Origin of the sequence: Alcanivorax sp. 97CO-5 (assembly GCF_000524665.1) — a bacterium.
Taxonomy (GTDB): Bacteria; Pseudomonadota; Gammaproteobacteria; order Pseudomonadales; family Alcanivoracaceae; genus Alcanivorax; species Alcanivorax borkumensis.
Map to the genome: position 1 here is coordinate 111,275 of NZ_KI965905.1, position 25,500 is coordinate 136,774.

Genomic DNA, 25,500 nt, shown 5'->3' on the forward strand with positions numbered 1-25,500 from the left:
CCATGGGCCGCCGGCTGGGAATCAGCCTGTTCGTCAGCTTGCTGCTGGCAGGTGGTTTGATCATCCAAGGAACGCTGTGGTGGCTGGAGCGCGATCAACGCCAGACCCTGAGCCTGCAATTGCGCGATGACGCCGCTGGGGTGCTGGCGGCATTAGTGGCTGGCCCGCAAGGCCACTTGAGTTTGGATACGACACGTCTGCATCCCGCCTATCGGCGCCCCTTGTCTGGGCGTTATTTTGTGGTGTTGCTGGGCGAGCAGCGCTGGCGTTCCCGTTCGTTGTGGGATCAGCAATTGGCAGCGCCTTCGCAAGTGGGCGTACACCCTGATTTGCAACCCGGGCCGGCGGATCAGCAACTATTGCGTTTTCGTGGTGAGTACCAAAAAGAAGGGCAGGCTGTCACCGTGGTGGTGGCTCAGGATTACACGCCGGTTCTGAAAACCTATAACCAGACGCGCACCGTGGTGTTGGTGGCCTGGGTGGTAGTGTTGCTGCTGCTGGCGGGTATTCAGCAGTGGCTATTACGCCGGGGGTTGGCTCCCCTGCGCCGGGCGCGGGATGAAATCGAACAGCTGCGCGGCGGTGAACGCCATGAGTTGAACGAACAGGTAGCGCTGGAATTGCATCCTTTGGTGGTGGAGATCAATCGCCTGCAGCGCCATACAGAGCAACAGCTACAGCGTTCCCGCCATGCCCTGGGCGACTTGGGGCATGCACTGAAAACCCCGCTCGCCATTCTCAAAAACCGCTGCACACAGGAGCTGGCCGCGTCTGATCCGGCGCTATACGCCATGCTGACCGAGCAGCTGGGGCAGATGGAAGCTAATATTCGTCGTGCTCTAGGGCGCGCTCGGGTCGCGGCCGGAGTGGCAACCCGTAACCGGTTTTGTCCGGCGGAGGATATTCCCTTGCTGCTTGGCACGCTGGAGCAGGCCCACCAGCGGGATCTGGACATCCATCTGGACATGGCGCCGCTGCCGGCCCAGCCGTTTGACCGTGATGACATGCTGGAAGTGTTGGGCAACCTGTTGGATAACGCCTTTAAATGGGCAAATCAACGTGTCAAGGTGATCGCGAAGAGCGACATGGGTGACGACGGACACAGACAGTTGATTCTGTGTGTGGAGGATGATGGCCCCGGCATTCAGGCGGAGCGTCAGGATCAGGTTTTGCAACGGGGGCTGCGCTTGGATGAGCGCGCCGCCGGCCACGGGCTGGGGCTATCCATTGTCAGTGATACAGTGGCGGCCTATGGCGGCTCATTGGTGCTGGATGATAGTTCACTGGGAGGCTTACGAGCTTGCTTACGCTTGCCTGCTCCGCACAGTGAAAGCACTGGTTTTCAGAGAGAACAGAAAGCGTGATGTGCATTCACCACGGGTGAATATTCAAATACATATCTGAGCAGGAGGGGTCATGAAGGGGGAGTCCATGCAGCGTCAATGGGGTAGGGGGCTGGCTGTGTTGCTTTGCCTGTTGTTGAGTTGTTTGGCCTTGGCAGAGCCTGTGGCTCTGGATGCACAGCTCAGCAAGTATGCCTATCCCTACCCGGTTCAGAGGTTAACCGTTGCCGATCAGCAGCAGCGCCTGGAGATGGCCTACATGGACGTGCAGCCGCAAAAAGCCAATGGCGAAACGGTCCTGTTATTGCACGGCAAGAACTTCTCCGGAGCGTATTGGAAGAGCACCATGGATGCGTTGCTGGAACAAGGGTATCGCGTGGTGGTGCCCGACCAGATCGGGTTTGGTAAATCATCTAAGCCGGACCGTTTTCAGTACAGCTTTCAGGTGCTGGCGGATCAGACTCGCCGGCTGCTGGATTCCCTCGAGATAGAGCGGGCCTCTGTTGTCGGTCACTCCATGGGTGGCATGCTTGCCACCCGTTTTGCACTGATGTTTGCGCAACGCACAGACTCGCTGACACTGGTCAATCCCATTGGCCTGGAAGACTGGAAACAAAAACAGGTGCCTTGGCAGTCCGTGGATGCTTGGTATGCAGGGGAGCTGAAGAAAACCCCCGAGAAGGTTAAAGCGTACATGACGCGCAGTTATTTTGATGGTCAGTGGAAAGCGGATTACGAGCCGTTACTGGCGTTGCAGCAAGGCTGGATTCGCGGCCCTGACTATCCGTTGATTGCCTGGAATTCAGCCCTGACCTACGACATGATTTATAGTCAGCCGGTGGTGCATGAATTTGACCGCCTGGCCGTGCCAACCCTGCTGATTATTGGTAATCGTGACCGCACCGCATTGGGTAGCAATCGCGCTCCTGAAGCAATGCAGGATAAGTTGGGGTTATATGGCGCGCTGGGTCGGCAAGCGGCACAGAGCATCCCGGAGGCAAGCTTGGTGGAACTGGACGGTATTGGCCATGTGCCACAGTACGAAGCGTTCGAAGATTACATCAAGGCACTGACAACGTTCTTGGCCAGTAATCGCTGATGCCAGAATCCAGCACCGTTTGCAGGCAAGCGTTCAGTGTTGCTTTAGGGCGGAGACCCTAGAAAGGGATCTCCGCTTGGCTTCTGGGGACCCTGATTCTTTACACGCCAGAGAGAAAGACGCTCCGTTTATACCTTTGCACTAATCTCGCGATAAACCTTATTTGAGCGCCGCCATAATCAGCGATACCGCCTGCTGGCTCACCGCTTCCATGTCGTCCCGGTTTACATAGACCCCATCAATGAACAACTTGCAGAGGCCGTGGATAGTCGCCCAGCTGGCCTGAGCCACCCGCAGCGGGTCTGTGTCAGTGGGCAGGCGCCCCTTAACCAGAGGCTGTAACCCTTCGGCATAGCGACGAAAGCTGCGGTAAGCCACCGCTTTCAGATCGTCTGTGGGGTTGCCGCTTTTCCAGATGGTGCGCCCGAACATCAGCTCATATTGTTCTGGGTTTTCGGTGGCGAAACGCAGGTATTCGACTACGAAAGCCTGGATGTCTGGTTTGCTGGCGGCGGCTTCTAGCTGGTGCTCAATAATGGTGTCCAGCTGCGCAAAGGCTTGGGCGGCAAGCGCGCAGAGTAGTGCATTCTTGTCGCGGAAATGATGGTAGGGCGCAGTACGCGAAACCCCGGCTCGTTCGGCCAGCTTGCGCAGTGACAACCCTTCTATGCCCTGCTCATTGAGCAGGGTGTTGGCTTCCTGCAGTAGGGTGTCATGCAGGTCTCCATGGTGGTAGCGAGCGCTTTGGGTCATGCGTGTCCTGTCTTTAGGCGATATATTGATTTTGTGTCTTATGCAGACGGCATAGAGATGCTTGTAGGCTGGGTAAGGTGAATTGTCTCTCGTGCCATCTTGACACTGTCAAAATAACGCCTAAGCTTGACACTGTCCAGATTAATCAACGCGTAGCCATCTGTGGTGCAGATGCCTTTGGAGACAACACCATGACAGCCAACCGCTATTCCAATCTGCTTTCCCCGCTGGATCTGGGGCATACCCAAATCAAGAATCGGGTGATCATGGGGTCTATGCATACGGGTCTTGAAGACCGTTTTTGGCAGTTCCCCAAGCTGGCGGCCTATTTTGCCGAGCGGGCCCGCGGGGGGGTTGGCTTGATCGTGACGGGCGGTTTTAACCCCAACAAAAAAGCGTGGTTCTATCCATTTGCCGGGTTGTTCAACAGCCGCTTCGATGTACGTAATCACCGCAAGGTGACCGATGCGGTACACCAGGAAGGAGGCAAAATTGCCCTGCAAATTCTCCATGCAGGCCGTTATAGCTATCATCCATTCTCCCGTTCGGCTTCGGCGATTAAAAGCCCGATCAACCCTTTCAAGCCCAAGGCTATGTCCACCAAGGAAGTGGAGCAGACGGTCAAGGATTTTGCTCACACGGCATTGTTGGCCAAGAAAGCCGGCTATGACGGTGTGGAAATCATGGGCTCCGAAGGCTATTTGATCAATCAGTTCACTGCGCCGTGTACCAACAAACGCACTGACAAATACGGTGGCAGTGCCGAAAACCGTCGCCGTTTCCCTGTGGAAATTGTTCGTGAAGTACGCAAGCAATGCGGTGACGATTTCATTGTGATGTTCCGTATTTCCGTAGTCGATCTGGTGCCGAACGGGGCGACCCGTGAAGAAGTGTTAGCGCTGGCTAAGGAAGTGGAAGCGGCGGGTGCAAGCTTACTCAATTCCGGTATTGGCTGGCACGAAGCACGCGTGCCCACCATCGTCACGTCTGTTCCCCGCGCCGCCTTTGTGGAAGCGACACGGCAAGTGAAAGAGGTGGTCTCGATTCCGGTGGTGGCCTCCAATCGCATTAATGACCCGGATGTGGCGGAAGCGATTTTGGTCGCTGGCCAGGCAGATGCCGTGTCCATGGCGCGCCCATTGCTGGCGGACCCGGATTTCGTCAAGAAAACCGAACAAGGCAAGGCGGATGAGATCAATACCTGCATCGCCTGTAACCAAGCGTGCCTTGACCATACGTTCCAGCTTAAGCGGGCTTCCTGCCTGGTAAACCCCCGTGCCTGCCATGAAACCGAGTTGTTGTACCTTAAAACGGCAAAGCCGAAAAAAATTGCCGTTGTTGGTGCTGGCCCGGCGGGCTTGTCGTGTGCCACGGTGGCGGCAGAGCGTGGCCATGCGGTGACGTTGTTTGATCAGTCGGGGGAAATCGGTGGCCAGTTCAATATGGCCAAGGTGGTCCCAGGTAAAGAAGAATTTCACAACACCATTCGTTATTTCAGCAAAAAGTTGGAAACCACCGGTGTCACCACGAAGTTGAACACCCGGGTGGAAATCGCCGATCTTGAAGCGGCGGGCTTTGACGAAATTGTTATTGCCACCGGTGTGCTGCCGCGTACGCCGGACATTCCTGGTGTGGATCATCCCAAGGTGTTGTCCTATGTGGATGTGTTGCGTGGCAAAGCCAAAGTAGGTGAAAAAGTGGCAGTCATCGGTGCCGGCGGTATCGGTTTCGATGTGTCTGAATTTTTGGCCGAACATCCCCGTGAAGGCGAGCAGCCGTTACCGGAATGGATGAAAGAGTGGGGCGTGGACATGGCCGGCGATACCGCTGGTGGCCTGGTTGAACCCGCCCCTGAAAAGCCGGCACGCCAGATTACCCTGCTGCAGCGCAAGCCTACGCCATTGGGTAAAGATCTAGGCAAAACCTCTGGTTGGGTGCACCGTGCCACACTGAAATCCCGTAACGTGGAAATGCTGAAGAACTGCAGCTACGAAAAAATTGATGATGCGGGCCTGCACATCAAGATCGGTGAAGAAAGCCGAGTGCTCGACGTGGATAACGTCATTCTGTGTGCCGGCCAAGAATCATTGCGAGAGTTGTACAAGGAAGACAGCAGCAATTTCCACTTGATTGGTGGTGCAGATTTGGCCGCTGAACTGGATGCCAAACGCGCAATAAAGCAAGGGGCGGAAGTGGCTGCGAAGCTTTAAGCGCCCCGACAAGCTGTAAGCGAACAGGAACATAAAAAGCCCCGATATTCGGGGCTTTTTATGTTAGCGATTGATAAAAAATGTGCGCCATCCATGCGCATCATTTTCTTGCAGCTGTCCGTTCAGATGTTGGCCCGTAACCGGCGGGTCTTGAAACTGCCAACGCCCATGGTTGCGATAACCTTGAACAGGGCGAGTAATACGCTTTCGTTTGGTTTGGGCTCTTTGCCGGCACCCATGCGGTGTAGCTGACGGGTATACCAGGACACTTCCATCATGGCCATTTCATCAATGGCTTTAATGCCGGTTTTACGCGGGGTGACGCGGCTGACAACACCTTCTCGGCCAGCTTGAATGGCGTTGGGTAGGTCGGGTTCAACGGCTAGAGGACGAGCAATGCCGATGACGTCGGTCGCGCCACTATTTACGGCTTCGGCCATGGCTTTGGCCGAGCGGAAGCCTCCGGTAACCATCAGCGGAACGGAAACCCGCTTGCGAATTTCATTGGCGTAATCGAGGAAGTAGGCTTCCCGGTTGACGGTGCTTTCGCGCACGCCTTTGGCGCCTGCCATGACCGGGTTTTCGTAGTTGCCGCCGGAAATTTCCAGCAGGTCTAGGCCTTCATCCGCGAGGGTTTTGGCTACGGTCATGGATTCTTCTTCGCTGAAGCCCCCGCGCTGAAAATCGGCGGAGTTGAGCTTGATGCTTACCGGGTAGCCCTCACCCACCTCCTTACGAATAGCGCGGTAGATTTCCAGTGGGAAGCGCATGCGATTTTCCAATGAGCCGCCCCATTGGTCTGTGCGACGGTTATGGTGGCCGGACAGGAATTGGCTTACCAAGTAACCATGGGCACCGTGAATTTGTACGCCGGTGAAACCGGCTTTCTTACAGATGCTGGCGGTGCGGGCAAAACGTTGGATGATGTCTTGAATTTCTTCTTCAGTCAGCGCGCGGGGAGTTTTAAAGGCACTTTTCAGTTCCTTGCCAAAGGGTACGGCAGAAGGAGAGAGGGTATCGCCGCTGGCCAGCATACGAGGGATTTGCTTGCCGGGATGATTCAGTTGCACCCAGATAGCGCCGCCCTGAGATTTGCCTGCCTCTGCCCAACGCTTTAGTAGTGGCATGTCACGCTCATCTTCCACCACCACATTGTTTGGCTCACCGGTATGGCGGCGATCAATCATGATGTTTCCGGTAATGTTCAGGCCGGTGCCGCCCTTTGCCCAACGGGCATAGAGACGTTCCAGCTTCGGAGTAACATGATTATCGATAGTGCCCAGTGCTTCGCTCATGGCGGATTTACCGAAGCGGTTGGGTAGGGTAACGCCGCAGGGTAGTGTCAGAGTCTGGCTCAGGGTATCAGCGTGGCTCACAGTGTTTTCTCCGGTGGTGACTAACTGTGACGGCAAGGTTTGCCGCAACGGTATAGTTTGATGGTGGTCAAACTATAAGCTAGTTTTATAATCGTCAAACTGTTTCTCGTGGGGGGTGTGGGTTTTGGCACAGGAAGACACGGTGACGGCGGATCAGCTTGCTGTAGCCTTTCGTGCACTGTCGAACCCCAATCGGTTGAGGATCTATCAGGTTATTGTGGATCATTGCCGCGAGCATGGTCAGGCGGACCTTGCCAATGTGCCGGCAGGCTGTGCCTTTGGGGATTTCATGCAACGATTAAATATTGGTGCGTCAACGGTATCTCATCATGTTCGGGCATTGTCGGATGCGGGTTTAATTCGGGTTGAACGCGAAGGCCGCCGTCGGTTTTGCCATGCGGAGTCGATGATGCAAAGTCGGTTGGCGCATTTTTTTGAAATATAAGGGTACCAAGTACCAGGGGTATGTAATGGCAGTAAATCTATGGGCTCTTTACGGTTGATGACTTAATAAAGTATTTAGCTGTTATCGCTGTCTTGGAGTGACGCCACTCCCCTCCGGCCACTCCCCACCCGCCATTCCCCGCCTCGTTGCTGTTTGAATAATGTCGGAGTGCAGCAAGGTTATGCCTTCTATATTCGGTTAATCAAAAAAGCCGCTTCTGACTAATATCAGAAACGGCTTTTTATCAGAAGGTATTGCTCGGGCAATGTTACTTCAATTCTTTGGAACTAAGCCCCAATATACGGCGAGCGATAACGAGTTGTTGAATTTGTTGGGTGCCTTCAAAGATATCTAGGATTTTTGAATCACGGGCCCACTTTTCTAGCAGTTCATCTTCGGTGTAACCCAAACTGCCTGCTAATTCCACACAGCGTAAAGTAATGGCATTACCAACACGCCCAGCCTTGGCTTTTGAAATGGAGGCCTCCAAGGTGTTGGCTTTCTTATTGTCGGCCATCCATGCCGCCTTCACAGCAAGCCAGTAGGCCGCTTCCCAGTCAGCTTCCATCTTGTAAATTTCCGCTTCTACTGCGGAGCAGTTGTCTACCGGTTTACTGTAATCGTAGTTGATACTGTCTTTGAGTAACTCCTTGATGCGCTCTAGGGAGGCCTTGGCACAACCAATGGCCATGGCCGCCACCAGCGGGCGTGTATTGTCGAAGGTCTCCATGACACCCGCAAAGCCTTTCTTGGTGTCGATCTCCGGGGTGCCGAGCAGATTTTCTGCTGGTACCCGGCAGTCCACAAAATTTATCGCTGCGGTGTCGGAAGCACGGATGCCGAGCTTCTTCTCAAGGCGTGCCAGTTCCATGCCCGGGGTGCCCCAGTCTACGACGAAAGACTTGATGGCCGCGCGGCCCAGTTTTGGGTCCAGTGAGGCCCATACCACCACGCAGTCGGCACGTTCTCCGGAGGTCACAAAAATTTTCTCACCATTGAGAATGTAGTGGTCGCCGTCCTGTTTAGCGGTGGTGCGAATGGCTGCGGAGTCGGAGCCGCAGCCGGGCTCGGTGATGGCCATGGCGGCCCATTTGCCTTTAAAGCGTTCCAGTTGTTCGTCGTTGGCTACTGCCGCGATGGCCGCGTTACCTAGACCCTGGCGGGGCATGGCCAACAGGAAGCCGGTATCGCCGTAGCACATTTCCATGGCACCCAAGCATACGCCCATGTTAGCGCCATTTTTGACGCTGCCGTCATCTTGAACCTTGCCGCTACCGGTGGTGGCGGCGCCAGCGGAATTGGCCGGGTCGCCTTCGTTAAAGCCATCCAATACCGAGGCGAGCATATCCAATTCTTTCGGATATTCGTGCTCACCGCGGTCATACTTGCGCGACAGCGGACGGAGAGTGCTTTGGGCTACCTGATAGGCGTTGTTAATTAGGGGTTTAAACTTCTTGGGAATTTCAATATTCATGGTTGTCTCCCTCCTTACAGGTGCAGGCCGCCGAAGGCGATACCCACAGCACGCAGATCCCGATACCAGCGTTCCACCGGGTACTCTTTAGTGAAGCCGTGGCCACCGAGCAGTTGCACGCCGTCGGTACCGATTTTCATGGCTTTATCTTTGACTAAGGTGCGCGCCAGGTGGGTTTCTCGCTGGAAGCTTTTGCCCTGTTCGGCACGGCTGGCGGCGCGGTAGGTGAGCATGCGCATGGCATCTAATTCGATGGCCATATCGGCGATCATGAATGCCACAGATTGACGGTGGCTGATGGGTTCGCCAAAGGCGGTGCGTTCGTTGCAGTAGGGGCCAACGTAATCGAGTACCGCCTGGCTCGTGCCAATGGCCATGGCACACCAGGCTAGAGTGCCCAGATCTACAAAAGCGCGATAATCAAAATCGTCATTGCCCAAACGGTTGTCTGCTGGGATGCGGACCTCGTCCAGTTTCAGTGGGCGTTGGCTGCTGGCGCGGATGCCCATGGAGGGATCGTTACCGGCAGTGAGCCCGTCGTTGCCACCTTCCACAATGAACACAGCCGGGCCGCTATCGGTTTGTGCCGCTATCAGGAAGATTTCTGCTTCGGCCGCCAATGGCACCAGAGATTTCTCCCCGTTAAGAATGTAATCGTTGCCATCTTTGCGTGCGCTGGTGGCCAGCACCATTGGGTCGAACAAGGGACGCGGCTCGCATACAGCAATGGTAGCTTTGGGCGGATTTTCTTCCGCGAAGCTGCTTAGATATTTGTCTTGTTGCTGCGCGGTGCCCCACTGGGTCAGGGCATTGGCCACGCCCATGGGAGCAAGAATCGCTACCGCTTGGCCCATGTCGCCGTGGGCCAGGTCTTCTGCCAGCAGCATGCTGGTAACGGTGGATCTCTCGGTGGCTGCACCCCCGAGCGCTTCCGGTACCGCGAAGAAGTTAAGGCCCAACTCTTGAGCCTGACCAATAACCTCATCACTAGTCTGCTGTGCGGCGTCGGCGTGTTCGGCCTGCTCACGCAGCACGTCCATGGCAAAGCCTTGAACGCTGTCGCGGATCATCTGTTGTTCGTCGGTAATGCCAAGGTCGAACAGATCGCGGGTATGGCCGGGCGCGGCCAGGCGCTGGGGCTTGTTGCCTGAGCTAGCCGATTTGAACGCACGGGCGGTGGTGGTGAGTACCTGGAACCCGCTTTTGGTGAGGGTGTAGGCAAGCCGTTCGACACTTTTGCGCATGCCGATCTTGTCGAGTACTTCCGAGCAGGCCAGGCGGTTAAGCGCGGTTAGCGCATACCCCACTGCATTTCTCGCCATGGTGAAACCTCATTGTTGTGTCTATGGATTGCACTCGATTATGGCGAGATGGGGCAGAGCCACATTGACCAGTGTGACTGGCTGGCCGGGCATAGTGGCAACAGCCCGGCGCCACAGGCCTAGCCATTGGTAGGATTAGAGGGTATGGGAGGTAAGGGGCAATAGTAGCGGGCCACATTAGATGTGTTGTTTTAAAGAAAAAAGCAAAAGCCGTTTACGGCAGAGATTGCGGAATAAGCACGGCAATCTGTTTTTTTCGGAGGAAAAATGTCTCCTGCTCAATGTGTTACTTTCAATTAGATCACACGGAGAGGGCAGCTGCCGTATGGCACTCATCCCTCCCGCGTGGTCTTGTTATTGCTGCTGATGCAGTTTTTTCAAAGGTTTTCGTACCGGTTCATATCGAGAATGCCAGCCTGGGTTGGCTCGTGCTTTTCCAGATACTGGTTCAGCGCATGGAAGTATTGCCAAAACTCAGGGTGAGTGCGGCGAATACCATAGGCATCCACTAGTTCGGTAAAATCTTTCTCCGTTTTCACCGCTTCCATTTGAGTAACGAAAGCTTGCAGCTGATCTTCCTGCACCAGGAACATGAAGTTGGGATAGCTCGCCAAGACGCCGGGATACAGGGTTAAGGTGTCCAGTGGCGGTTGGTAGCGCAGAGATTCACCCATCATGAACGCGACATTGGTGTGTGCCCGGTTTCGGAATAAGGAATAGATTTCCTGTTCACCCTTGTTGCCCCTTACGTGGATCATGCTGACTTCCGGCATGAAATTGACGGCTTGCAGGTTGGCCGCGCGCCGTGAAGAGATACTGCTGAGGATGTGGTCTGCGTCCTGTTTCCAGGCAGAGACATTGGGCCGTTGGCAGTTTTCACCGTCACAACGGTTTATCGGGTCTGGGCGGGCGTTTAGTTTGGCAAATTTAATCAGCAGATTATTGTTGAACTCGTTCATTGGGGTGCTGGTATCGAACTGGATACTCGTGGGCAGATCCGTATCTACGGATTCATAACTGATCGCCAACCGCAGTTTCCCGGTGTTTTGATACCAGTTGGCCAACACGAGTTGGCGCAGTTTTGCTGGGAGGTAGCGGAGCGTGTTCTGTTCTGCGCCATTACGGATCAGATCAAAGTAGAGGCGAGTCTGCGCCTGATGGGACACGGATCCGAAAACATTAAAGTTCACCACTAGGTTGTAATAGCTGCGTTCGAATAACGGGTAATCCATCACCCAGGTCGTTAAAGGCAAGTCGCCGATCAGGCCTTTGCGTACCGAGGAGTTATCGTGGTGACGGAAGATGGTTAGTAGTGCATTGCGATTATCCCCATCGCCATCCCACAATGAATCCCAATCTGGGCCTTTGGGTTTATTGGTGCCATAGGCCTGTTTGCGAGCTTTCAGGTAGTCGTTACGTTTTTCACTGTACTTGAGCCACTGTGGCCCTAAAGCCAATAGGTCATCGTCTTGACCGGGTAAGCCCAACAGATCACTGACTTGCGCGCGGTAATTGTTATCGGTGATGTAAAGGTCCTGTTCCGGGGCCTGAAACACGGCCCAGAAATGATCGCGAATTACATCGGTGGCTACTTGCCCGCGACAAACCGGACCGCGAATGAAGGTACGAACAAAGTATTCGGCTTCATCCAGCATAAACTGGTAGCGGGCCCGGGCTGGGATAGCGGAAAAGGTAACAAAGGGATTGGCACGTTGTTCGTAGCCATAGCCTGGTAACGTTTCCACGCTCCAGTCAGTGCTGAAGAAGTGCTCTTTGGTCCTAGCCAGTTTGTCCTTGGCTAGGCCAAAGGTAATGTGTGTTTTGTGCACTAAGGTGCCGGGCACAGGTGCAATACGGTACCAGAAATTTTCCGGTGGCATGCCATTGGGGCGATCGGTGGCTACTGGCTTAATCGGCTCCCCGGGAGGGGTGCTAGAGCGATGAAGTTTAAAAAAATGTGCCGGCTTGCTGTCTTGACCTTTGTCCAGGTACAGGTGGGCAAGAAAAAGGTGTTCGTATAGCCAGCGGGCCACCAGCTGGTGTTTTAGGTCTCTTTGGTTGAGAAAAGCTTCCCAGTCGGCAATCAGTTGCTGCTCTTCGTTGGTGGGAGTAATTATTTTAGGCTCCAAAGGGGCCCCTTGCTCCAACCATTGACGGATGGTCGTAAATTCGCTGTCGGTCAGCCCTGCGACCGCCAATGGCATGCCTTCCATGGGGTGACTTTCGGCATAGTCATCGAATTCATCTGGTGCGGGGCATTCGTTCTGCCGAGCTAGGCCCAAGACAATATCGTCTGGAAGTTTCTGGTTCGGTTTAAAACTGTGTTTTTTTCCTAACGCCAGCATTTGATAAAGCAAAGAATCCTGCAGGCCAGAGGTGCTGTCGATGACAGAATAGAAGCCCTTGTCACGCCATTGTGCCGTGGTTTGTGCATCCTTGAACAAGCGCGTTGGGGAGATGGTTTGAGTACGAGCCCCATCGTAAACGTTTTTCTTGCTGGCCCCCCGGTCTAGGCCTTCTACCGCTTCAAGTTTCAATTGGCAGGGGGCGTCATAGCAGCCATGACAGGCTAAACATTTCTTTTCGAAAATAGGATGAATGTCGTCATGGTAATTGGGTGAGGTATTGGTGAGGTACTTGGGAGGGAGCGGGGCGCTGGTAACCGGTGCAGACAGAGCGCAAAGCAAAAAGAACAATATCCCTAGTGAAAAGGGGCCATGTGAATCCCAATGGTTTTTCATATTCCCGAATCTCCCTATAACGGATTGACAGTGTAGCGGGGGCGGACAGAGCCGGCCATGGCTGGCCCCCTATCAGCATCTGTTGTTTTGTAAAAAGCCGAAAATTGGCGGTTAGAAGCAATGCGCCCTTTATAGCATCCAGAACATAGTGGCAGCCCAACCGATCAGGACGGCGATAACGGCGGCGGCGGTGAGTTGATGCCTTAGGTGTCGATACCAAGTGGGGAGTGTGTCATTGAATACCATCTGTTCTGTGCCCCACACGAACATAAGCCCGGCGGCGAGCATGGGCAGCGATAGTTCCAACGGAAGTAGCAGGGAAAGCCATGCCAATAACGCCGGTATCAGACCAAATAGTAGTGTTGGGTACTGGTTGCTGTAGGGCATTTTATCGAGCGCCCTGCCCCAATGAATGGCGCCGAGAAAGGCCAGTACAATGGCGGAGTAGGTGGCCAGAGCATGCAGTGCCCAGCTGCCGGTTTGGGCAAACCAAGATAGCCCAGCCATGCCATAAAAGGGGATAAGTCCAGAGTAGGACAGGGCTTTGGCACGACGGATATTTTTTTCCTGACGTGTGCGCACAGTGTCGATTCCAACGGATGGTTTTTTCTATTATCGATGATGCAGAGTGAAGGTTAAGGCAAGGAGGGGTAGCCAACCCAGGGTTGGGCTTTCAGGTGGCGGGGGAGGTATAGCGGGTGTGCCGGCTCCCCGGAGCGATTAAGGCGAATGTAATGCATGGTAGGCAATTGGCGGACCACCTGCACGGCGCGGTCGTTAAAGCGTCCATGGTTGCCCCAAGCCGCCACGACTAGGTCGGCCTGACGGGCCAAGCGGCGTAGCCAGGCGTCATTTTGTGGGCCCACGGGGTCTGCGGCAGAAAATAGATCCTTTGGGTAAGTTGCCCGATATGCGAACAGGTTGGCCACGCACAGTCCTGAGTAGCCCCAGTCCTGGGCAAAGCCCATGCAGCGACGAATGGTGGGGTTGTCTTGGTGGGGATCAGTGGTGGAGGGGTTGAGGCCAATCAGCAGCATAAAATCATCACCTTCCCCCCACTGGCGCCAGAGCGCATAGCGGTACTGTCCACAGCGTGAAAAGTTGGCGTGACGTTGCAGATTATCGGCTGTCTTGGTCATGGCTGCGTATTATAAATCTCTGGCACAGTGAAGGCTAAGGGCACTTAAACAGGCTAAGAGTATGGAATTTAAAGATGTGATGGCCCGGCGCCATAGTGTACGGGCATTTACCGACCAGCCAGTAAGCGAAAAGGTGCTGAACAAACTGCTCAGCACTGCCGCCTCGGCGCCGAGTTGGTCCAATACCCAGCCTTATCAGATCGCGGTGGCGAAGGGCGAGGTGCTGGAGGATTTGCGGCAAACATTGCCCCCTATGTTTGATGAGTTAATGGACCTAGCGAAGGGCTCTAAATTCAAACAGCTCAAGGCCATGGTGACTAAAAAAGGCATGCCGGACGGTGATTTCAAACCGGTTACCGATTACCCCAAAGACTTGCAGCCACGCCGTAGTGCCACCGGTTATCAGTTATATGAATTGTTAGGCATTCAGCGTGACGATAAGCAGGCTCGCCATCAGCAGATGCGCGAAAACTTCCGTTTCTTTAATGCGCCGGTGGCGGTGTTTATTTTTGTCCATGAAGGGCTAGATGTTTACAGCGCATTGGATGCGGGCATTTTTCTGCAAAGCCTGATGTTAGCGGCCACGGATGCCGGGTTGGCAACCTGTGCCCAAGGGGCTTTGGCAATTTGGCGGTCGCCCTTGGAAAAACATTTTAATATTCCGGAAAACTATAAATTATTGTGTGGCATGTCGCTGGGCTATGAAGCGGATGAAACCATCAACCAGTTCAAACCGGAACGTCAGCCGCTGGAGGCACTATTGGTGCCAAAAAAATAATGGCGGAGTTGCTCTGAACGATTTGGGGTAGATAGATAGACTACAAACCCGCATCCAATCTGATGAAGCCAATGCCAAGGTGTCATCTTGTGCATATCCATCGCTGGTTCTCCTCAATGAATAGAAAATGATCGACTGTTTTAGTTTCAGCGCTGAAGGATGTTCGCGGGGCCTTTCAATGGAGTGTTGTTGTTTTTTTGATCGACTAGACATGGGTCTTCCCTTGTAATCTGCCCATTTCGATGCCACAGATGAAAGTAGATGGAGGGCGGCGTGCTTAAACTAGGGCGTGGTCGCTCACACTCAACGGAACATGTGCCGAAAAGGAGAGCAGTCATGTCTGATGATCATGTTTACAAGAAAGTGGAACTTGTTGGGTCTTCGCGTACCACGATTGAAGATGCCATTGAGAATGCGTTGGTAACGGCCAATGAAAGCTTGGAACTAATGGAGTGGTTCGAGGTAACGCAAACCCGTGGCCATATTGAAAATGGAAAGGTGGGGCATTATCAGGTGACCCTGAAAGTAGGGTTCAGGATTTCCGGCTCCTGAATCGCGACAAGCACGAGCTACAAAAAAACCGCACCCGAAAGGGTGCGGTTTTTTTGTAGAGAGCCCAGCGTGGTGCTGGCTGGGCAGCTCAAGCCAAGCATAACTTGGCTTTGTGTTGCCGTGCAGCGTGAAGCTTGCTGCTTCTCTTTTTTATACCATTTCTAGGTCTAGAGCCTGCTGGCAGACCCGCGCGGTACGGATAACGTGCAACTGCTTTGGAGACAGGTCTTCTGGCAATTCCACGGTGCTGTGGTCCTGATGGATCTTGATTGGACCAATCAGGCGGCTAGGCAGTTTAGCTTCATTGGCAATGGCACCAACGATATTGCCCGGCTTCACACCGTGATCGTGACCTACCTTGATCCGGTAGCGACGCATGGTTTTGTCTGTGCGACCTTTGTCGCCGCGGTTGCGCGGGTTACGGTCTTCGCGACGGCCACCCACGTGGGCGGATTCGCGACGGCGGGGTTCTTTGACCATCTTGGGTTCTTTCAGAATCAACGGTTCGCGTTTGAACATCATGGTGGCCAGTGCGGCCGCCATGTCATTGTCGCTGATATCCATGGCGTCACGTAGTTGATTCACCAGCGCGCGGGCTTCATCAACGTTGGCTCCAGAGGTGAACCCGGCCAGTTGCTCCTGAAAGCGGGCAATCCGCTTGGCATTGAGGTCATCAACGGAGGGAAGCGCCATCTTTTCGATGGACTGGCGAGTAATGCGTTCGATTTGACGCAACACGTGTTGCTCACGACGAGCCACAAACAGGATGGCGTCACCCTGGCGACCGGCCCGGCCGGTACGGCCGATGCGGTGCACGTAGGCTTCCGGGTCGCCGGGCATGTCGTAGTTCACCACGTGGGTGATGCGCGGCACGTCTAGGCCACGGGCAACCACATCGGTGGCGATCAGCAGGTCGAAACGCTTGTCTTTCAGACGCTGTACGGTTTTTTCCCGCTGCTGCTGGGGAATATCGCCGTTCAGGGCTTCGGCACGCAGGCCGCGGCGGTTGAGCTGCTCGGCCAGTTCCAGTGTCGCCTGTTTGGTACGCACGAAAACCAACACCGCATCGTGTTCTTCTGCTTCCAGAATCCGGCACACGGCGTCCAGCTTGTTCAAACCCGCGACGGGCCAGTAACGCTGGCGGATGGTGGTGCCAGTGGTGGCGCCGCCATTATCAATGCGAACCAGTTTGGGTTGCTTGAGGTGCTGGTCGGCAACCTTGCGAATGACCGGCGGCATGGTGGCGGAGAATAGCGCCAGCTGGCAATCATCCGGAGTACGCTCAAGTACCCATTTCACATCGTCGATGAAGCCCATACGAAGCATTTCATCGGCTTCGTCGAGCACCAGAGCCTTCAGATTGTTTAGCTTCATGGAGCCGCGGTCCATGTGATCCATAACGCGGCCGGGGGTGCCGACAATCACCTGGGCGCCGCCGCGCAGGCCTTTCAGCTGGGTGCGGTATTCTCCACCGCCGTAAATGGGCAGAACCTGCAGACCTTTAATGTCTTTGGCAAATTCTTCACACGCAGTGGCAACCTGAATAGCCAGCTCGCGGGTTGGGGCCAGGATCAGCATCTGCGGTTCACGCAGAGACGGATCGAGACGGGCCAAAAGGGGCAATGCAAACGCAGCCGTTTTACCTGTGCCGGTTTGTGCCTGGCCCAGAAGATCGTGTCCATCCAGCAACAGCGGGATGGCTTGCGCCTGAATCGGCGAAGGCTGCTCGAAGCCCTGACGGGCGATCGCAGTGAGCAGAACCTCGGGCAGGCCTAAAGAGGCGAACCCGGAACGGGAATCTGACATGTAGTACCTATGAATTAGGAGGGGAGGAGCCGAGCATGGGTCGGCGAGGACGGCGGAGTATACATAGGTGGGGTTGAAATTGCACGTTTTTTCGCCAGTTGCTGTTAGCGCAGAGGGGGTGCTGTGTTCGTGATGGTGAAAAAATAGAGCGGCTGATTCTGAGCAGGCAGCGATCGGAATCAGCCGGAAGCCGGGTAAAGCAAACCCGGCAAACTTCTATGTGGAGGGGGTTACATCGGTAGCACTTCAACGGTGCCGAGGTATTGCAGGTAGCGTTCCGTGGCTTTGGGGTTGCTAACGTTTTTGTCGCTTGTGCCCGCTTCCAGGAAGTAACGGCCAGCGGCAGGCCATTGGATGCTGACAATGCCTTTATCATCGCTGGTCACGGACCAGCTTTCTTGGCTGTCACGGTAGCGGGTTCCACCCGGAACCAGTTCTACCTTGAGGCCGGAGGTCGGCTTGCCATCGACCAGCAGTTTCCACTGAGCGGTTTCGCCCGCGTAAAGGTCGTTGGGGTGAGTGAGTAACTCAAGTTCCAGGCCCTTGCCGGTGGGCTTCAGGCCGGTTTCGTTTGGCGCCCCTAGGGTGACATAGGTTTCCAAACGGTTGAGAACCTCACGCAGTTTTACTTTATCGGCCCCGCTGGGCACTTCGGCCAGCATCGTATCCGCATCTTTGCCGCGGCTGCGTTTGCGCTCACCGTTGATCTCGTAGGAGATAAAGTAGCTGGGTTGCGCCACACTGATCCGGTAGCTGCCTTCCTTTTCCAGCTGTACGTCAAACACACTACGTGTGTGCATTTTCATGGCGTTATCCACGGTGGCTGGCTTGCCATCCGGGCCGGTCACTTCCATGCCATCGACAGGGTAGGCTCGCTCGAAACCAAAAATTTCATTGGAGATGCTGGCATCAACGGTAATCCACTGGGGCTCAGAAACGGTGGTGTGGCTGGGCAGTAACCACAGCTTGTGGGCATGGGCGGGTAGGGCTGTGGCCAGCACCAATGCGGCCAGTGCAACTTTAGGGAAACGGACTCGGGTCATGGTGGCGCTCCTTGAGTAGTCGGTGTTATTGAGAGACGGTGAGGGTGACAGTACCCAGTTCGTCGGTGCCTATTACTTGCTGCTGTTGAGGGCGTTCCCCGGCCGGCCACTGGAACGGTAATTTCAGCACTTCGCGGCCACCGACTTCTCGGGCTGCTTCTACCACCAAGGTGTATTCGCCGGCGGGCAGGGATTTAAGTGCGTCCACATCACTAAAGTCCACAGTGTGAGTGCCAGGAGAGCGGGTGGCGCCAGTGAGACCGTCGTAGGGCGCCGACTGGCTGCGGCCGGTTCTGCGCCACCACTGGCGAATATCTTTGAGCCATTTTTCCTGGTCGTCGTACCACAGGCCCAGTGGTTTTAGGGTGCTACGGTCAACATTTTCCACCCAGAAGGCCACATAGGGAGCATGATATTCGGCGACACTCAAACGCGGCACTTCCACCTCTACAGAAAAGGTATCAGCCATGGCCTGGCTGGTTAGCAGGGGAAGCAGGGCGAGATAACGCAAGCGCATGAAAATGTTCTTCCTTATCTGAATGTCGGGTCTTAATGCATGAAAAAAATGATCAATAGCCAGGGGAGAACTAACCCCGCCAAAGTGACCGGCCAGGTGGCCGGCCGCCGTTTAGCATGAAGCATCATTAGCCCAAGCCCGGTGAACGCAAACAGCAGGCTGGCGATGGCAAAAATATCGATGAACCAAATCCACACCGTGCCGGTGTGGCGACCTTTATGCAGGTCATAAAAAAACGCAATCCAGCCACGGTCCGTGGTTTCCGCGAGTATCGCCCCGTCACTCATATCAATCGCAAGCCAAGCATCGCCACCAGGCCGGGGCATGGGCAGATAAATTTCATCGGCTGCCCATTCCGGCTCTCCATCGGTGTGCTGCAGGTCCATTTTCCGTGCCAGCCATTGCTGAACGGCGGCGGGCAGTTGGCCGCCGGTTTGGTCTGCGAGCTGAAATAGCAGCTCGGTGGGCAGCGTGTCCTGATGTTCACGAATTACCGGTTCGGCGCTGATCTGGCTGGCATGGTTAAGGGTGATGCCGGTGAGGCTGAACAGCACCAAGCTGATCAGACAGATGGCGGAGGTGACCCAGTGCCACTGGTGGAGTTGTTTCAGCCAAAAGGCTTTGCGTTTCTTGTTCACGGAGTGGCTCGTTCATTTACAACGGAGGCAGGGATGTTAATGAGAATTGTTATATTTAACCACGGTTATCTTCGTAAAGAATGTAATCTTAGGGTGCTTGAATGAGGTTTATTCGATAAAAGCTAGCATTTACGAATGATAATTTCTATCATTTCGAAAATGAACGCCGTTGTGAAAATGCCTGCCCGTTTACTGGTCATTGAAGATGATTCGGTACTCAGTGGCCACTTGCTTGATTATTTTTCAGAGCGGCACTATCTGGTTTCGGTGTGTGCCGAAGGCCCGGCGGGGCTGGATGCGGCGACGGCCGGTGATTATGACCTAGTGCTGCTGGACATCCTGTTGCCCGGCCTTAATGGCTTGGAGCTACTTAATGCCCTGCGCCAGCAAAGCTCGGTGCCGGTGATTGTGGTGTCTGCATTGGGCGATGAGCAGGCCCGTATTCAGGGACTTATCAACGGTGCGGATGATTACCTTCCCAAGCCATTCAGTATGGCGGAACTAGCGGTGCGGGTGGATGCGGTGTGCGCTGGAACGGGTGCGTCCGGAAGAGCCGCAATGGGAATCAGTGGGTAAACTGGTGCTGTGCGACCACAGCATGGCGGCCTTTTACCAAGAAACCGACCTAGGGCTGACCAACACTGAGTTTCGTTTGTTGCAGGTGCTGTTGGAGCACCGAGGTGCGGTGCTCAGTAAACCATTCCTCTACCAGGCGGTTCTGCACCGAGGCTGTGGCCGCCATGATCGCAGCCTGGACCTGCACATTAGTCATGTGCGTCGCAAACTTCGTGACGCCGGAGCAGCAGAGTCGGCGGTGAGAACAGTCTGGGGGCAGGGCTATACCCTGATCACTGACAACCTCTGATGTTAAAACGCTACTCCCTTCTTTGGCGCCTGGCGCTACTTCTTGTTGTTACCGTAGTTACCACCATGGTAGTGGGAACGCGTGTTACCAACGCTCTGCGAAATGATGCCCAGCTTTTGAGTGACCAGGCGGTTGCCGTAATGCGCGGTTATGCGGCGGCTGCGGAGCAGGCATGGCTCGCGGAGGGGCGGGCAGGGGTAGACCAATGGCTGGCGGGCATGCGTTCCCGTGAAAGTGGTGATATCGCTGTGATCAGTAACACTGACCAGTCCCTGAGCAGTACTCCATTGACGGTACAGGAGCGTAGCGGGCTTCGCTTTCAGCGGGGTGTTCATAGCCGCATGAGTTTCCGTTACGGCAAGAAGATGCCTTATCTGGGGTTGCCATTTCCTACTGTCCCAGAACAGGGAAGCCTGCTGATGCAGCTGCCTCCCCGGTTTCGTCCGGGTACCTACTGGCCTTGGGTTGAACCTTTATTGTTAGTGGGGGTTCCTACGATATCGGCCCTCATGCTGGGTGGGCTGCTGTTCTGGCGTGCCCGCGTCTTGTTGAAGGCGTTACAAGCGCAGGTGCTCGTATTCAAAGACGATACTGATGCCCGTGTGGTTGGGCCGTTGGCCACCCGTTCAGATGAATTTGGTGAGCTTGCTCGTAGTTTCAACCATATGGCAGAGCAGGTTTGCGGCATACTCGAAACTCAAAAACAGTTACTCAATGATATGTCGCATGAGTTACGTACTCCGCTGAGCCGGTTGTCTGTGGCCTTGGAAAGCGGAATGAACGAACAGCAACTGCGCCAGCGGTTAGAGCAGGAATTGCGCCACATGCGCACCTTAGTCGATGACACTTTGGCGCTAGGTTGGCAGGACACCGATACCAATACCGGTAACGCTGGCCTGCAGTCTTTGTCGGTGCCGGTGTTGTGGGACATGGTTGTCGAGAATGCGGCGTTTGAGAGTGGTTGGAGTAAACAACGCTTCCCTTGCACCTTACCTGATGACACGGAGGTGTATGGCAATTTGAATACCTTAGCTCAGGTATTTGAAAATTTGGTCCGGAATGCCATTCGGTATTCGCCTGAGCAGGGGACGGTCTTATTGCAGGGGCAGCGTGAAGGGAGTGCCTGGCATCTTCAGGTGGTGGATCAGGGGCCAGGGGTGCCTGAAGATAAGCTGCACAGTATCTTTGCGCCATTCGTGCGCCTAAATACCGCGAGGACGACTGATAGCGGTTTTGGGCTGGGATTAAGTATTGCCCGCAGAACAGTGGAGCGGCTTGGCGGAGAGCTTTGGGCACATAACCGGGACCCTGGGTTGTGTGTGCATTTGCGCCTGCCGGCTCCGGCACGTGTATAAAGTGTAAACCTCCTTTTGTTCTAAATAAGAATCAATACCATTCCTTTTCTTCGGCAGATCCATTGCTGCTTTCAGCAGCCCTGTCTGGCCGATTTACCAGGGGGAGCTGTATCGGTTTTTCGCTACCAGGCGGCAAGCTTGAGTGGTGAAAGGGGGCGGTTGGCACTCCGGTTGGATGTTGTTGTTTATCTTCGAGGAGGAAAACCATGGGAATGCGCTTGGGGACTCTAACGATGGCGCTGGCCGCAGCCAGTGGCGCCGTGTGGGGGGAAGAGGGAGGACATGAGCTGGGGCAGGTGTCTGTGACAGCCGGAGGGTACATTCAACAGGTGGACGATGCGCCCGCGTCGATTAGCGTTATTGACCGTGAGCAGATTGAAGCGCGTTTCTACCAAGACACCACTGATGCCTTACGGGATGTCCCCGGTGTGATTGTCACCGGCGGAGGCTCCGGCGACCGTGGCACCGATATCGTTATTCGCGGTATGCCGTCCTCTTATACGCTGATCATGGTTGATGGTAAGCCGGTGTCCACTCGGGAAAGCCGTCCTAATGGTAGTGCCGGGTTTGAACAAAGCTGGTTGCCGCCGCTGCAAAGCATCGAGCGTATCGAGGTGGTCCGTGGCCCCATGTCCACCCTGTATGGCTCCGATGCCATGGGGGGCGTGGTCAACATTATCACCCGCAAAGTGGAGACAGAGTGGGGCGGCTCTGTACAGCTGGACGCGATCATCCAGGACGATTCCCGCTCCGGTGATAGCCAGCAGGGCAATTTCAGCTTGAGCGGCCCATTGAAAGACGATTTGCTGGGCCTGCAAGTCTATGGAGGCTTTTATAACCGCCAGGAAGATTTATTCGTGGATGGTTATGAGCAAAAAGACCTGCGTAACCTGACAGCTAAATTGACTCTGACACCGACAGAAAATCATGACTTTTCAGTGGAAACTACCCGCACCGAGGATAGCCGCCAGAGTTTGATCGGGCGTAGCGCAGATTCCGACGATAGTTTTACTGATCATACCCGCGAAGCTTTTTCGCTGACCCACACTGGCCGTTGGGCCGTCGGCACATCCGATACCTACATTCAGCGAGAAAAAGCGGAAAATGAAAGCCGTGAAATGACTATCACCAATACCCATGCCAAGACGGCGTTGGTCATGCCGGTGGGTAATCATATGGTGACGGTGGGGGCCGATTTCACGGAAGAAAAACTGGACGACAAAACCTCCAACCGGATTTCTGACCGCACCAATATTGAGTCATCAAAATACGCTCTATTTGTGGAAGACGAATGGATGCTCACCGATACCTTTTCGGTGACCGCAGGTGCGCGGATGGACGATGATGAAAATTTCGGCACCCATGTTAGCCCGCGCCTTTATGGCGTGTGGGGATTCAGCCCGCGCTGGACGGTGAAAGGTGGCGTCTCCACTGGCTTCCGCTCTCCGTCGCTGCGTGAATTGACCCCGGATTGGGGGCAGGTGAGCCGGGGTGGCAACATCTACGGCAACCCAGATCTGGAGCCTGAAACCTCGCTTAACCAGGAGCTGGGCCTGTACTTCAACGCGGGTCGCACGTTGCTGGCCAACGTGACGGTGTTTCACAACGACTTCAAGGACAAGATCACCCGTATTACCTGTCCGGTCAGTATCTGTCCGGATGGTCCCAACCAGTTTGGTTCCGACCCCACCTACCGGGTGAATGTGGATGAAGCGCAAACCCAGGGCGTGGAAGCGGCGCTGTCCACCACGTTGGCGAGGGTGGTGTCCATCAACCTGAGCTATACCTATACCGATTCGGAGCAGAAATCCGGGGAGTACAAAGGCGAGCCGTTGACTCAATTACCCAAGCATCTGGCCAGCCTGAACCTGGATTGGCAAGCGACAGATACGGTGTCGCCTTGGGCCACCGTTCGCTATCGGGGTGAGGAGAGTCAGCCAAACACGGGGCCGTCCAGCTGCGCCACCATCGTGCCGTCGAATACCCTGGTTGATGCCGGTATCGGTTTCCAGCTGACACCGCAGACCAAACTCAATACGGGAATTTATAATCTGGCCGACAAGGAAATTTTCTACGACGAATATGGTTACGTGGAAGATGGTCGGCGTTACTGGGTAGGGGTGGTGACAAACTTCTGATTGTCAGCCCGACGTGGGAACAGGTCATGTAAAAACAACAACGCCGGCGAATGCCGGCGTTGTGTGTTTTGCTGCGTTCAGGATTACATTTTTTCCTGAATGCGGGTGCGGAAGTCCGCATCGTATTGGGCCAGCTGAGCAATCTGGTTATAGGTGCTCAGCTCCAACCCACTCTCTTTAACGGCTTCTACCATTTTCTCCTGTGCTTCTTTCTGCACTTTCATGGCTTCTTCAGGCTTGTCTTTGTTCGCCTGCAGTTGCTGGGAGTATTTCTGCTGGATGCCAGACATGTCTTTTTGTGCATCGGCAAAGGCATCAAGCTGTTTGTCGCTGAATTCAGAGGCCTTGGGCAGCTGCTGCATCTGCTGTTGCTGCATTTGTTGCTGCTGGGTCTGTGGGGTTTGTGACGCGGGTGCACCAGGCTGCTGTGCGGCTACCGTGCCAGTGAAGGTAGCGGAAATCATCAGGGCGCCGAGCGCCATCATCCGTTTGCTCATGCTTCATCTCCTTGTCAATCGCCCCGAAGCGGTCGGGGATTACGGTGTTACCCAAAGTGGCCGAAACCAAAATACGGCGACACTGCAAAGTCCGACCACCATCAGCCTGTAAGTTCGACGAGAAATGTTAAATCATGATTCACAGTGACGATGCGTATCGCATACTGATGTGAACAAGCCTTTTCTAGGTTCTTACGTGCGATTAACTACAGCGTTGGCAGGCCCTATGTGCTGTGGTTGATCGGTTTGGGCGCGGGTTACCCTTTTTGATGGTGCACGGCGAGGCAAAATGGCCGTGCTGAGTTACTGCCTCTGTTCTGTTTTCATATCCCTTTTGGTTATAAAAGTATCACTATATATTACTTTATATTCCTTTTTAGGCCCCTATTATGGCAGCTTGAAATTTCCCTTTTGAGGTGCTGCAGATCATGGGTAATGCACAGCTGATTACACGATTTGGTGACAATACCGTTGGCTTGTCCAAAGAGGCGTTGGAGGAGCTGAATCGTGTCTATCGTCCGCTGAGCTTTGCGGAGCGCATTCGCCGTGTCTACGAAGACTTTGCGCCGGATCGGATCATGGTGACTTCGTCTTTTGCCGCGACGTCGGCTTATTTTCTGCACATCATCTCTACCATCCGTCCTGAGCAATCGGTGCATTTTATTGATACCGGTTATCACTTTGCGGATACCCTGAAGTACAAGGATTACCTGATCGAGCGATTTGGCCTGAATGTGGTCGATGTGACGCCGGATCCGGATCACCACCAGGTATCCCAAGAAAATCGTATGTGGGAAACGGATCCGGACTTGTGCTGCCAGGTGAACAAGGTTAATCCGTTGGAAGAAGCCAAGGAAAACTACGATCTGTGGATTTCCAGTCTGATGGGTTGGCAAACCGAACACCGTGCCGGTCTGGAGGTGTTTGAAGAGCGTCGTGGCATGATCAAGTTCAACCCGATGATTGATGTCACCAAGGAACAGCGTGACGCCTATATTAAGGAGCACGACCTGCCGTTTCACCCACTGGTGGCCCAAGGGTTTGACTCCATCGGGTGCAGCCACTGCACCTTCAAGGGCGAAGGCCGCGAAGGGCGCTGGAAGGGCAACAAAAAAACCGAGTGCGGTATTCATATGTAGCCGTGCGCGAATAGCCAGCTACGCAAACTTCGGTGAAGGGGTAAGTCTCGTTTAACAGCGGGTGTTTAGGTTGCTATACGCGCCTTACCCTTTCGCAAACCTGCTATGTCTTAACATCATGCCGGGCATCTACAGCCTAGCCCTCCCGATTACTTCCTGAAAAGAACCCTCAGCATGTATTGCCCATTGTAGTAACGCCTGTGTGTATGGGGCCTTACACTGCGTTGGCTAGCCTGTGGTTGAAGAATGGGCTGGCCTCGGTCGGCAGAA

Annotated in this window: 23 protein-coding genes; 11 read left to right on the forward strand and 12 right to left on the reverse strand. The window is 54.6% G+C overall.

Annotation, left to right across the window (positions count from 1 at the left end):
- Positions 1–2 precede the first annotated feature (2 nt).
- A complete protein-coding gene (locus Y017_RS12155; RefSeq protein WP_231483498.1) occupies positions 3–1,364 on the forward strand; it encodes an ATP-binding protein in 1,362 nt (453 codons plus the stop codon).
- 67 nt (positions 1,365–1,431) lie between these two features.
- A complete protein-coding gene (locus Y017_RS12160) occupies positions 1,432–2,442 on the forward strand; it encodes an alpha/beta fold hydrolase (RefSeq protein ID WP_231483499.1) in 1,011 nt (336 codons plus the stop codon).
- Between the two features lie 159 nt (positions 2,443–2,601).
- Here the strand turns inward: Y017_RS12160 and Y017_RS12165 are convergent, their stop codons facing one another.
- Positions 2,602–3,195, reverse strand: a complete 594-nt coding sequence (locus Y017_RS12165; RefSeq protein ID WP_035461096.1) for a TetR/AcrR family transcriptional regulator — start codon at positions 3,193–3,195, stop codon at positions 2,602–2,604.
- A 191-nt stretch (positions 3,196–3,386) separates the two neighbouring features.
- On the opposite strand from Y017_RS12165, the gene Y017_RS12170 reads away from it, so the two are divergent.
- Entirely contained in the window at positions 3,387–5,405 is a 2,019-nt protein-coding gene (locus tag Y017_RS12170) for an NADPH-dependent 2,4-dienoyl-CoA reductase (protein ID WP_035461098.1), read from the forward strand.
- A gap of 122 nt (positions 5,406–5,527) precedes the next feature.
- Here Y017_RS12170 and Y017_RS12175 read toward each other — a convergent pair whose 3' ends face one another.
- Positions 5,528–6,781: an NADH:flavin oxidoreductase/NADH oxidase family protein gene (locus tag Y017_RS12175; RefSeq protein ID WP_011588985.1), complete on the reverse strand. Its 1,254-nt coding sequence runs from the start codon at positions 6,779–6,781 to the stop codon at positions 5,528–5,530.
- A gap of 115 nt (positions 6,782–6,896) precedes the next feature.
- Between Y017_RS12175 and Y017_RS12180 the strand changes: the two genes are divergently transcribed.
- Positions 6,897–7,226, forward strand: coding sequence for a helix-turn-helix transcriptional regulator (locus Y017_RS12180; RefSeq protein WP_051428762.1), 330 nt, complete (start codon positions 6,897–6,899; stop codon positions 7,224–7,226).
- A gap of 268 nt (positions 7,227–7,494) precedes the next feature.
- Here Y017_RS12180 and Y017_RS12185 read toward each other — a convergent pair whose 3' ends face one another.
- The 5 genes from Y017_RS12185 to Y017_RS12205 form a co-directional block, all read right to left on the reverse strand.
- Positions 7,495–8,700 carry an acyl-CoA dehydrogenase family protein gene (locus Y017_RS12185; RefSeq protein ID WP_011588983.1) on the reverse strand — a complete coding sequence of 402 codons (1,206 nt, stop codon included), beginning with the start codon at positions 8,698–8,700 and terminating at the stop codon, positions 7,495–7,497.
- Positions 8,701–8,714: 14 nt separating this feature from the next.
- Positions 8,715–10,022 carry an acyl-CoA dehydrogenase family protein gene (locus Y017_RS12190; RefSeq protein ID WP_035461102.1) on the reverse strand — a complete coding sequence of 436 codons (1,308 nt, stop codon included), beginning with the start codon at positions 10,020–10,022 and terminating at the stop codon, positions 8,715–8,717.
- 377 nt (positions 10,023–10,399) lie between these two features.
- The gene (locus tag Y017_RS12195) at positions 10,400–12,763 is read right to left on the reverse strand and encodes a fatty acid cis/trans isomerase (RefSeq protein WP_011588981.1); all 2,364 of its coding nucleotides are present in this window, start codon (positions 12,761–12,763) and stop codon (positions 10,400–10,402) included.
- A 129-nt stretch (positions 12,764–12,892) separates the two neighbouring features.
- Positions 12,893–13,345: a DUF3429 domain-containing protein gene (locus tag Y017_RS12200; RefSeq protein WP_011588980.1), complete on the reverse strand. Its 453-nt coding sequence runs from the start codon at positions 13,343–13,345 to the stop codon at positions 12,893–12,895.
- 53 nt (positions 13,346–13,398) lie between these two features.
- The gene (locus Y017_RS12205) at positions 13,399–13,902 is read right to left on the reverse strand and encodes a DUF1643 domain-containing protein (protein ID WP_011588979.1); all 504 of its coding nucleotides are present in this window, start codon (positions 13,900–13,902) and stop codon (positions 13,399–13,401) included.
- Positions 13,903–13,963: 61 nt separating this feature from the next.
- On the opposite strand from Y017_RS12205, the gene Y017_RS12210 reads away from it, so the two are divergent.
- Together Y017_RS12210 and Y017_RS12215 are read left to right on the forward strand one after the other, a co-directional pair.
- Positions 13,964–14,680 (forward strand): nitroreductase, encoded by a 717-nt coding sequence (locus Y017_RS12210; protein ID WP_011588978.1) that lies wholly within the window; start codon positions 13,964–13,966, stop codon positions 14,678–14,680.
- A gap of 336 nt (positions 14,681–15,016) precedes the next feature.
- A complete protein-coding gene (locus Y017_RS12215; protein WP_011588977.1) occupies positions 15,017–15,232 on the forward strand; it encodes a dodecin in 216 nt (71 codons plus the stop codon).
- 150 nt (positions 15,233–15,382) lie between these two features.
- Here the strand turns inward: Y017_RS12215 and Y017_RS12220 are convergent, their stop codons facing one another.
- From Y017_RS12220 to Y017_RS12235, 4 genes are all read right to left on the reverse strand, one after another.
- On the reverse strand, positions 15,383–17,038 hold the full coding sequence (locus Y017_RS12220; RefSeq protein WP_011588976.1) for a DEAD/DEAH box helicase: 1,656 nt from the start codon (positions 17,036–17,038) through the stop codon (positions 15,383–15,385).
- A 230-nt stretch (positions 17,039–17,268) separates the two neighbouring features.
- Positions 17,269–18,081, reverse strand: coding sequence for a DUF4198 domain-containing protein (locus Y017_RS12225; protein ID WP_035461104.1), 813 nt, complete (start codon positions 18,079–18,081; stop codon positions 17,269–17,271).
- Between the two features lie 25 nt (positions 18,082–18,106).
- Complete coding sequence (locus Y017_RS12230) at positions 18,107–18,598, reverse strand: DUF2271 domain-containing protein (protein ID WP_035461106.1); 492 nt, start codon at positions 18,596–18,598, stop codon at positions 18,107–18,109.
- Between the two features lie 32 nt (positions 18,599–18,630).
- On the reverse strand, positions 18,631–19,236 hold the full coding sequence (locus Y017_RS12235) for a PepSY-associated TM helix domain-containing protein (protein WP_035461107.1): 606 nt from the start codon (positions 19,234–19,236) through the stop codon (positions 18,631–18,633).
- A gap of 177 nt (positions 19,237–19,413) precedes the next feature.
- Here Y017_RS12235 and Y017_RS15480 point away from each other — a divergent pair, with 177 nt between their 5' ends.
- The 4 genes from Y017_RS15480 to Y017_RS12255 all read left to right on the forward strand — a co-directional run bounded on the left by Y017_RS15480 (position 19,414) and on the right by Y017_RS12255 (position 23,594).
- Positions 19,414–19,812, forward strand: a complete 399-nt coding sequence (locus tag Y017_RS15480; protein ID WP_231483505.1) for a response regulator — start codon at positions 19,414–19,416, stop codon at positions 19,810–19,812.
- Positions 19,805–20,101 (forward strand): winged helix-turn-helix domain-containing protein, encoded by a 297-nt coding sequence (locus Y017_RS15485; protein WP_035461108.1) that lies wholly within the window; start codon positions 19,805–19,807, stop codon positions 20,099–20,101. Before Y017_RS15480 ends, Y017_RS15485 begins: the two co-directional genes overlap by 8 nt.
- Positions 20,101–21,456 carry a sensor histidine kinase gene (locus tag Y017_RS12250; protein WP_035461109.1) on the forward strand — a complete coding sequence of 452 codons (1,356 nt, stop codon included), beginning with the start codon at positions 20,101–20,103 and terminating at the stop codon, positions 21,454–21,456. Before Y017_RS15485 ends, Y017_RS12250 begins: the two co-directional genes overlap by 1 nt.
- 212 nt (positions 21,457–21,668) lie before the next feature.
- The gene (locus Y017_RS12255; RefSeq protein WP_035461219.1) at positions 21,669–23,594 is read left to right on the forward strand and encodes a ligand-gated channel protein; all 1,926 of its coding nucleotides are present in this window, start codon (positions 21,669–21,671) and stop codon (positions 23,592–23,594) included.
- Positions 23,595–23,677: 83 nt separating this feature from the next.
- Here Y017_RS12255 and Y017_RS12260 read toward each other — a convergent pair whose 3' ends face one another.
- Positions 23,678–24,091, reverse strand: a complete 414-nt coding sequence (locus Y017_RS12260) for a DUF4168 domain-containing protein (RefSeq protein ID WP_011588968.1) — start codon at positions 24,089–24,091, stop codon at positions 23,678–23,680.
- A gap of 428 nt (positions 24,092–24,519) precedes the next feature.
- Between Y017_RS12260 and Y017_RS12265 the strand changes: the two genes are divergently transcribed.
- Positions 24,520–25,230 carry a phosphoadenylyl-sulfate reductase gene (locus Y017_RS12265; RefSeq protein WP_035461110.1) on the forward strand — a complete coding sequence of 237 codons (711 nt, stop codon included), beginning with the start codon at positions 24,520–24,522 and terminating at the stop codon, positions 25,228–25,230.
- The last annotated feature ends 270 nt before the right edge of the window (positions 25,231–25,500 follow it).

Bases quoted from the DNA above. Each gene is read 5' to 3' on its own strand.
- Y017_RS12230 (WP_035461106.1), bottom strand. From the start codon at position 18,598: ATGCGCTTGCGTTATCTCGCCCTGCTTCCCCTGCTAACCAGCCAGGCC.
- Y017_RS12165 (WP_035461096.1), bottom strand. From the start codon at position 3,195: ATGACCCAAAGCGCTCGCTACCACCATGGAGACCTGCATGACACCCTA.
- Y017_RS12195 (WP_011588981.1), bottom strand. From the start codon at position 12,763: ATGAAAAACCATTGGGATTCACATGGCCCCTTTTCACTAGGGATATTG.
- Y017_RS12250 (WP_035461109.1), top strand. From the start codon at position 20,101: ATGTTAAAACGCTACTCCCTTCTTTGGCGCCTGGCGCTACTTCTTGTT.
- Y017_RS12190 (WP_035461102.1), bottom strand. From the start codon at position 10,022: ATGGCGAGAAATGCAGTGGGGTATGCGCTAACCGCGCTTAACCGCCTG.
- Y017_RS12225 (WP_035461104.1), bottom strand. From the start codon at position 18,081: ATGACCCGAGTCCGTTTCCCTAAAGTTGCACTGGCCGCATTGGTGCTG.
- Y017_RS12265 (WP_035461110.1), top strand. From the start codon at position 24,520: ATGGGTAATGCACAGCTGATTACACGATTTGGTGACAATACCGTTGGC.
- Y017_RS12255 (WP_035461219.1), top strand. From the start codon at position 21,669: ATGCGCTTGGGGACTCTAACGATGGCGCTGGCCGCAGCCAGTGGCGCC.
- Y017_RS12185 (WP_011588983.1), bottom strand. From the start codon at position 8,700: ATGAATATTGAAATTCCCAAGAAGTTTAAACCCCTAATTAACAACGCC.
- Y017_RS12220 (WP_011588976.1), bottom strand. From the start codon at position 17,038: ATGTCAGATTCCCGTTCCGGGTTCGCCTCTTTAGGCCTGCCCGAGGTT.
- Y017_RS12210 (WP_011588978.1), top strand. From the start codon at position 13,964: ATGGAATTTAAAGATGTGATGGCCCGGCGCCATAGTGTACGGGCATTT.
- Y017_RS12205 (WP_011588979.1), bottom strand. From the start codon at position 13,902: ATGACCAAGACAGCCGATAATCTGCAACGTCACGCCAACTTTTCACGC.
- Y017_RS12170 (WP_035461098.1), top strand. From the start codon at position 3,387: ATGACAGCCAACCGCTATTCCAATCTGCTTTCCCCGCTGGATCTGGGG.
- Y017_RS12160 (WP_231483499.1), top strand. From the start codon at position 1,432: ATGCAGCGTCAATGGGGTAGGGGGCTGGCTGTGTTGCTTTGCCTGTTG.
- Y017_RS12260 (WP_011588968.1), bottom strand. From the start codon at position 24,091: ATGAGCAAACGGATGATGGCGCTCGGCGCCCTGATGATTTCCGCTACC.
- Y017_RS12155 (WP_231483498.1), top strand. From the start codon at position 3: ATGGGCCGCCGGCTGGGAATCAGCCTGTTCGTCAGCTTGCTGCTGGCA.
- Y017_RS15480 (WP_231483505.1), top strand. From the start codon at position 19,414: ATGCCTGCCCGTTTACTGGTCATTGAAGATGATTCGGTACTCAGTGGC.
- Y017_RS12215 (WP_011588977.1), top strand. From the start codon at position 15,017: ATGTCTGATGATCATGTTTACAAGAAAGTGGAACTTGTTGGGTCTTCG.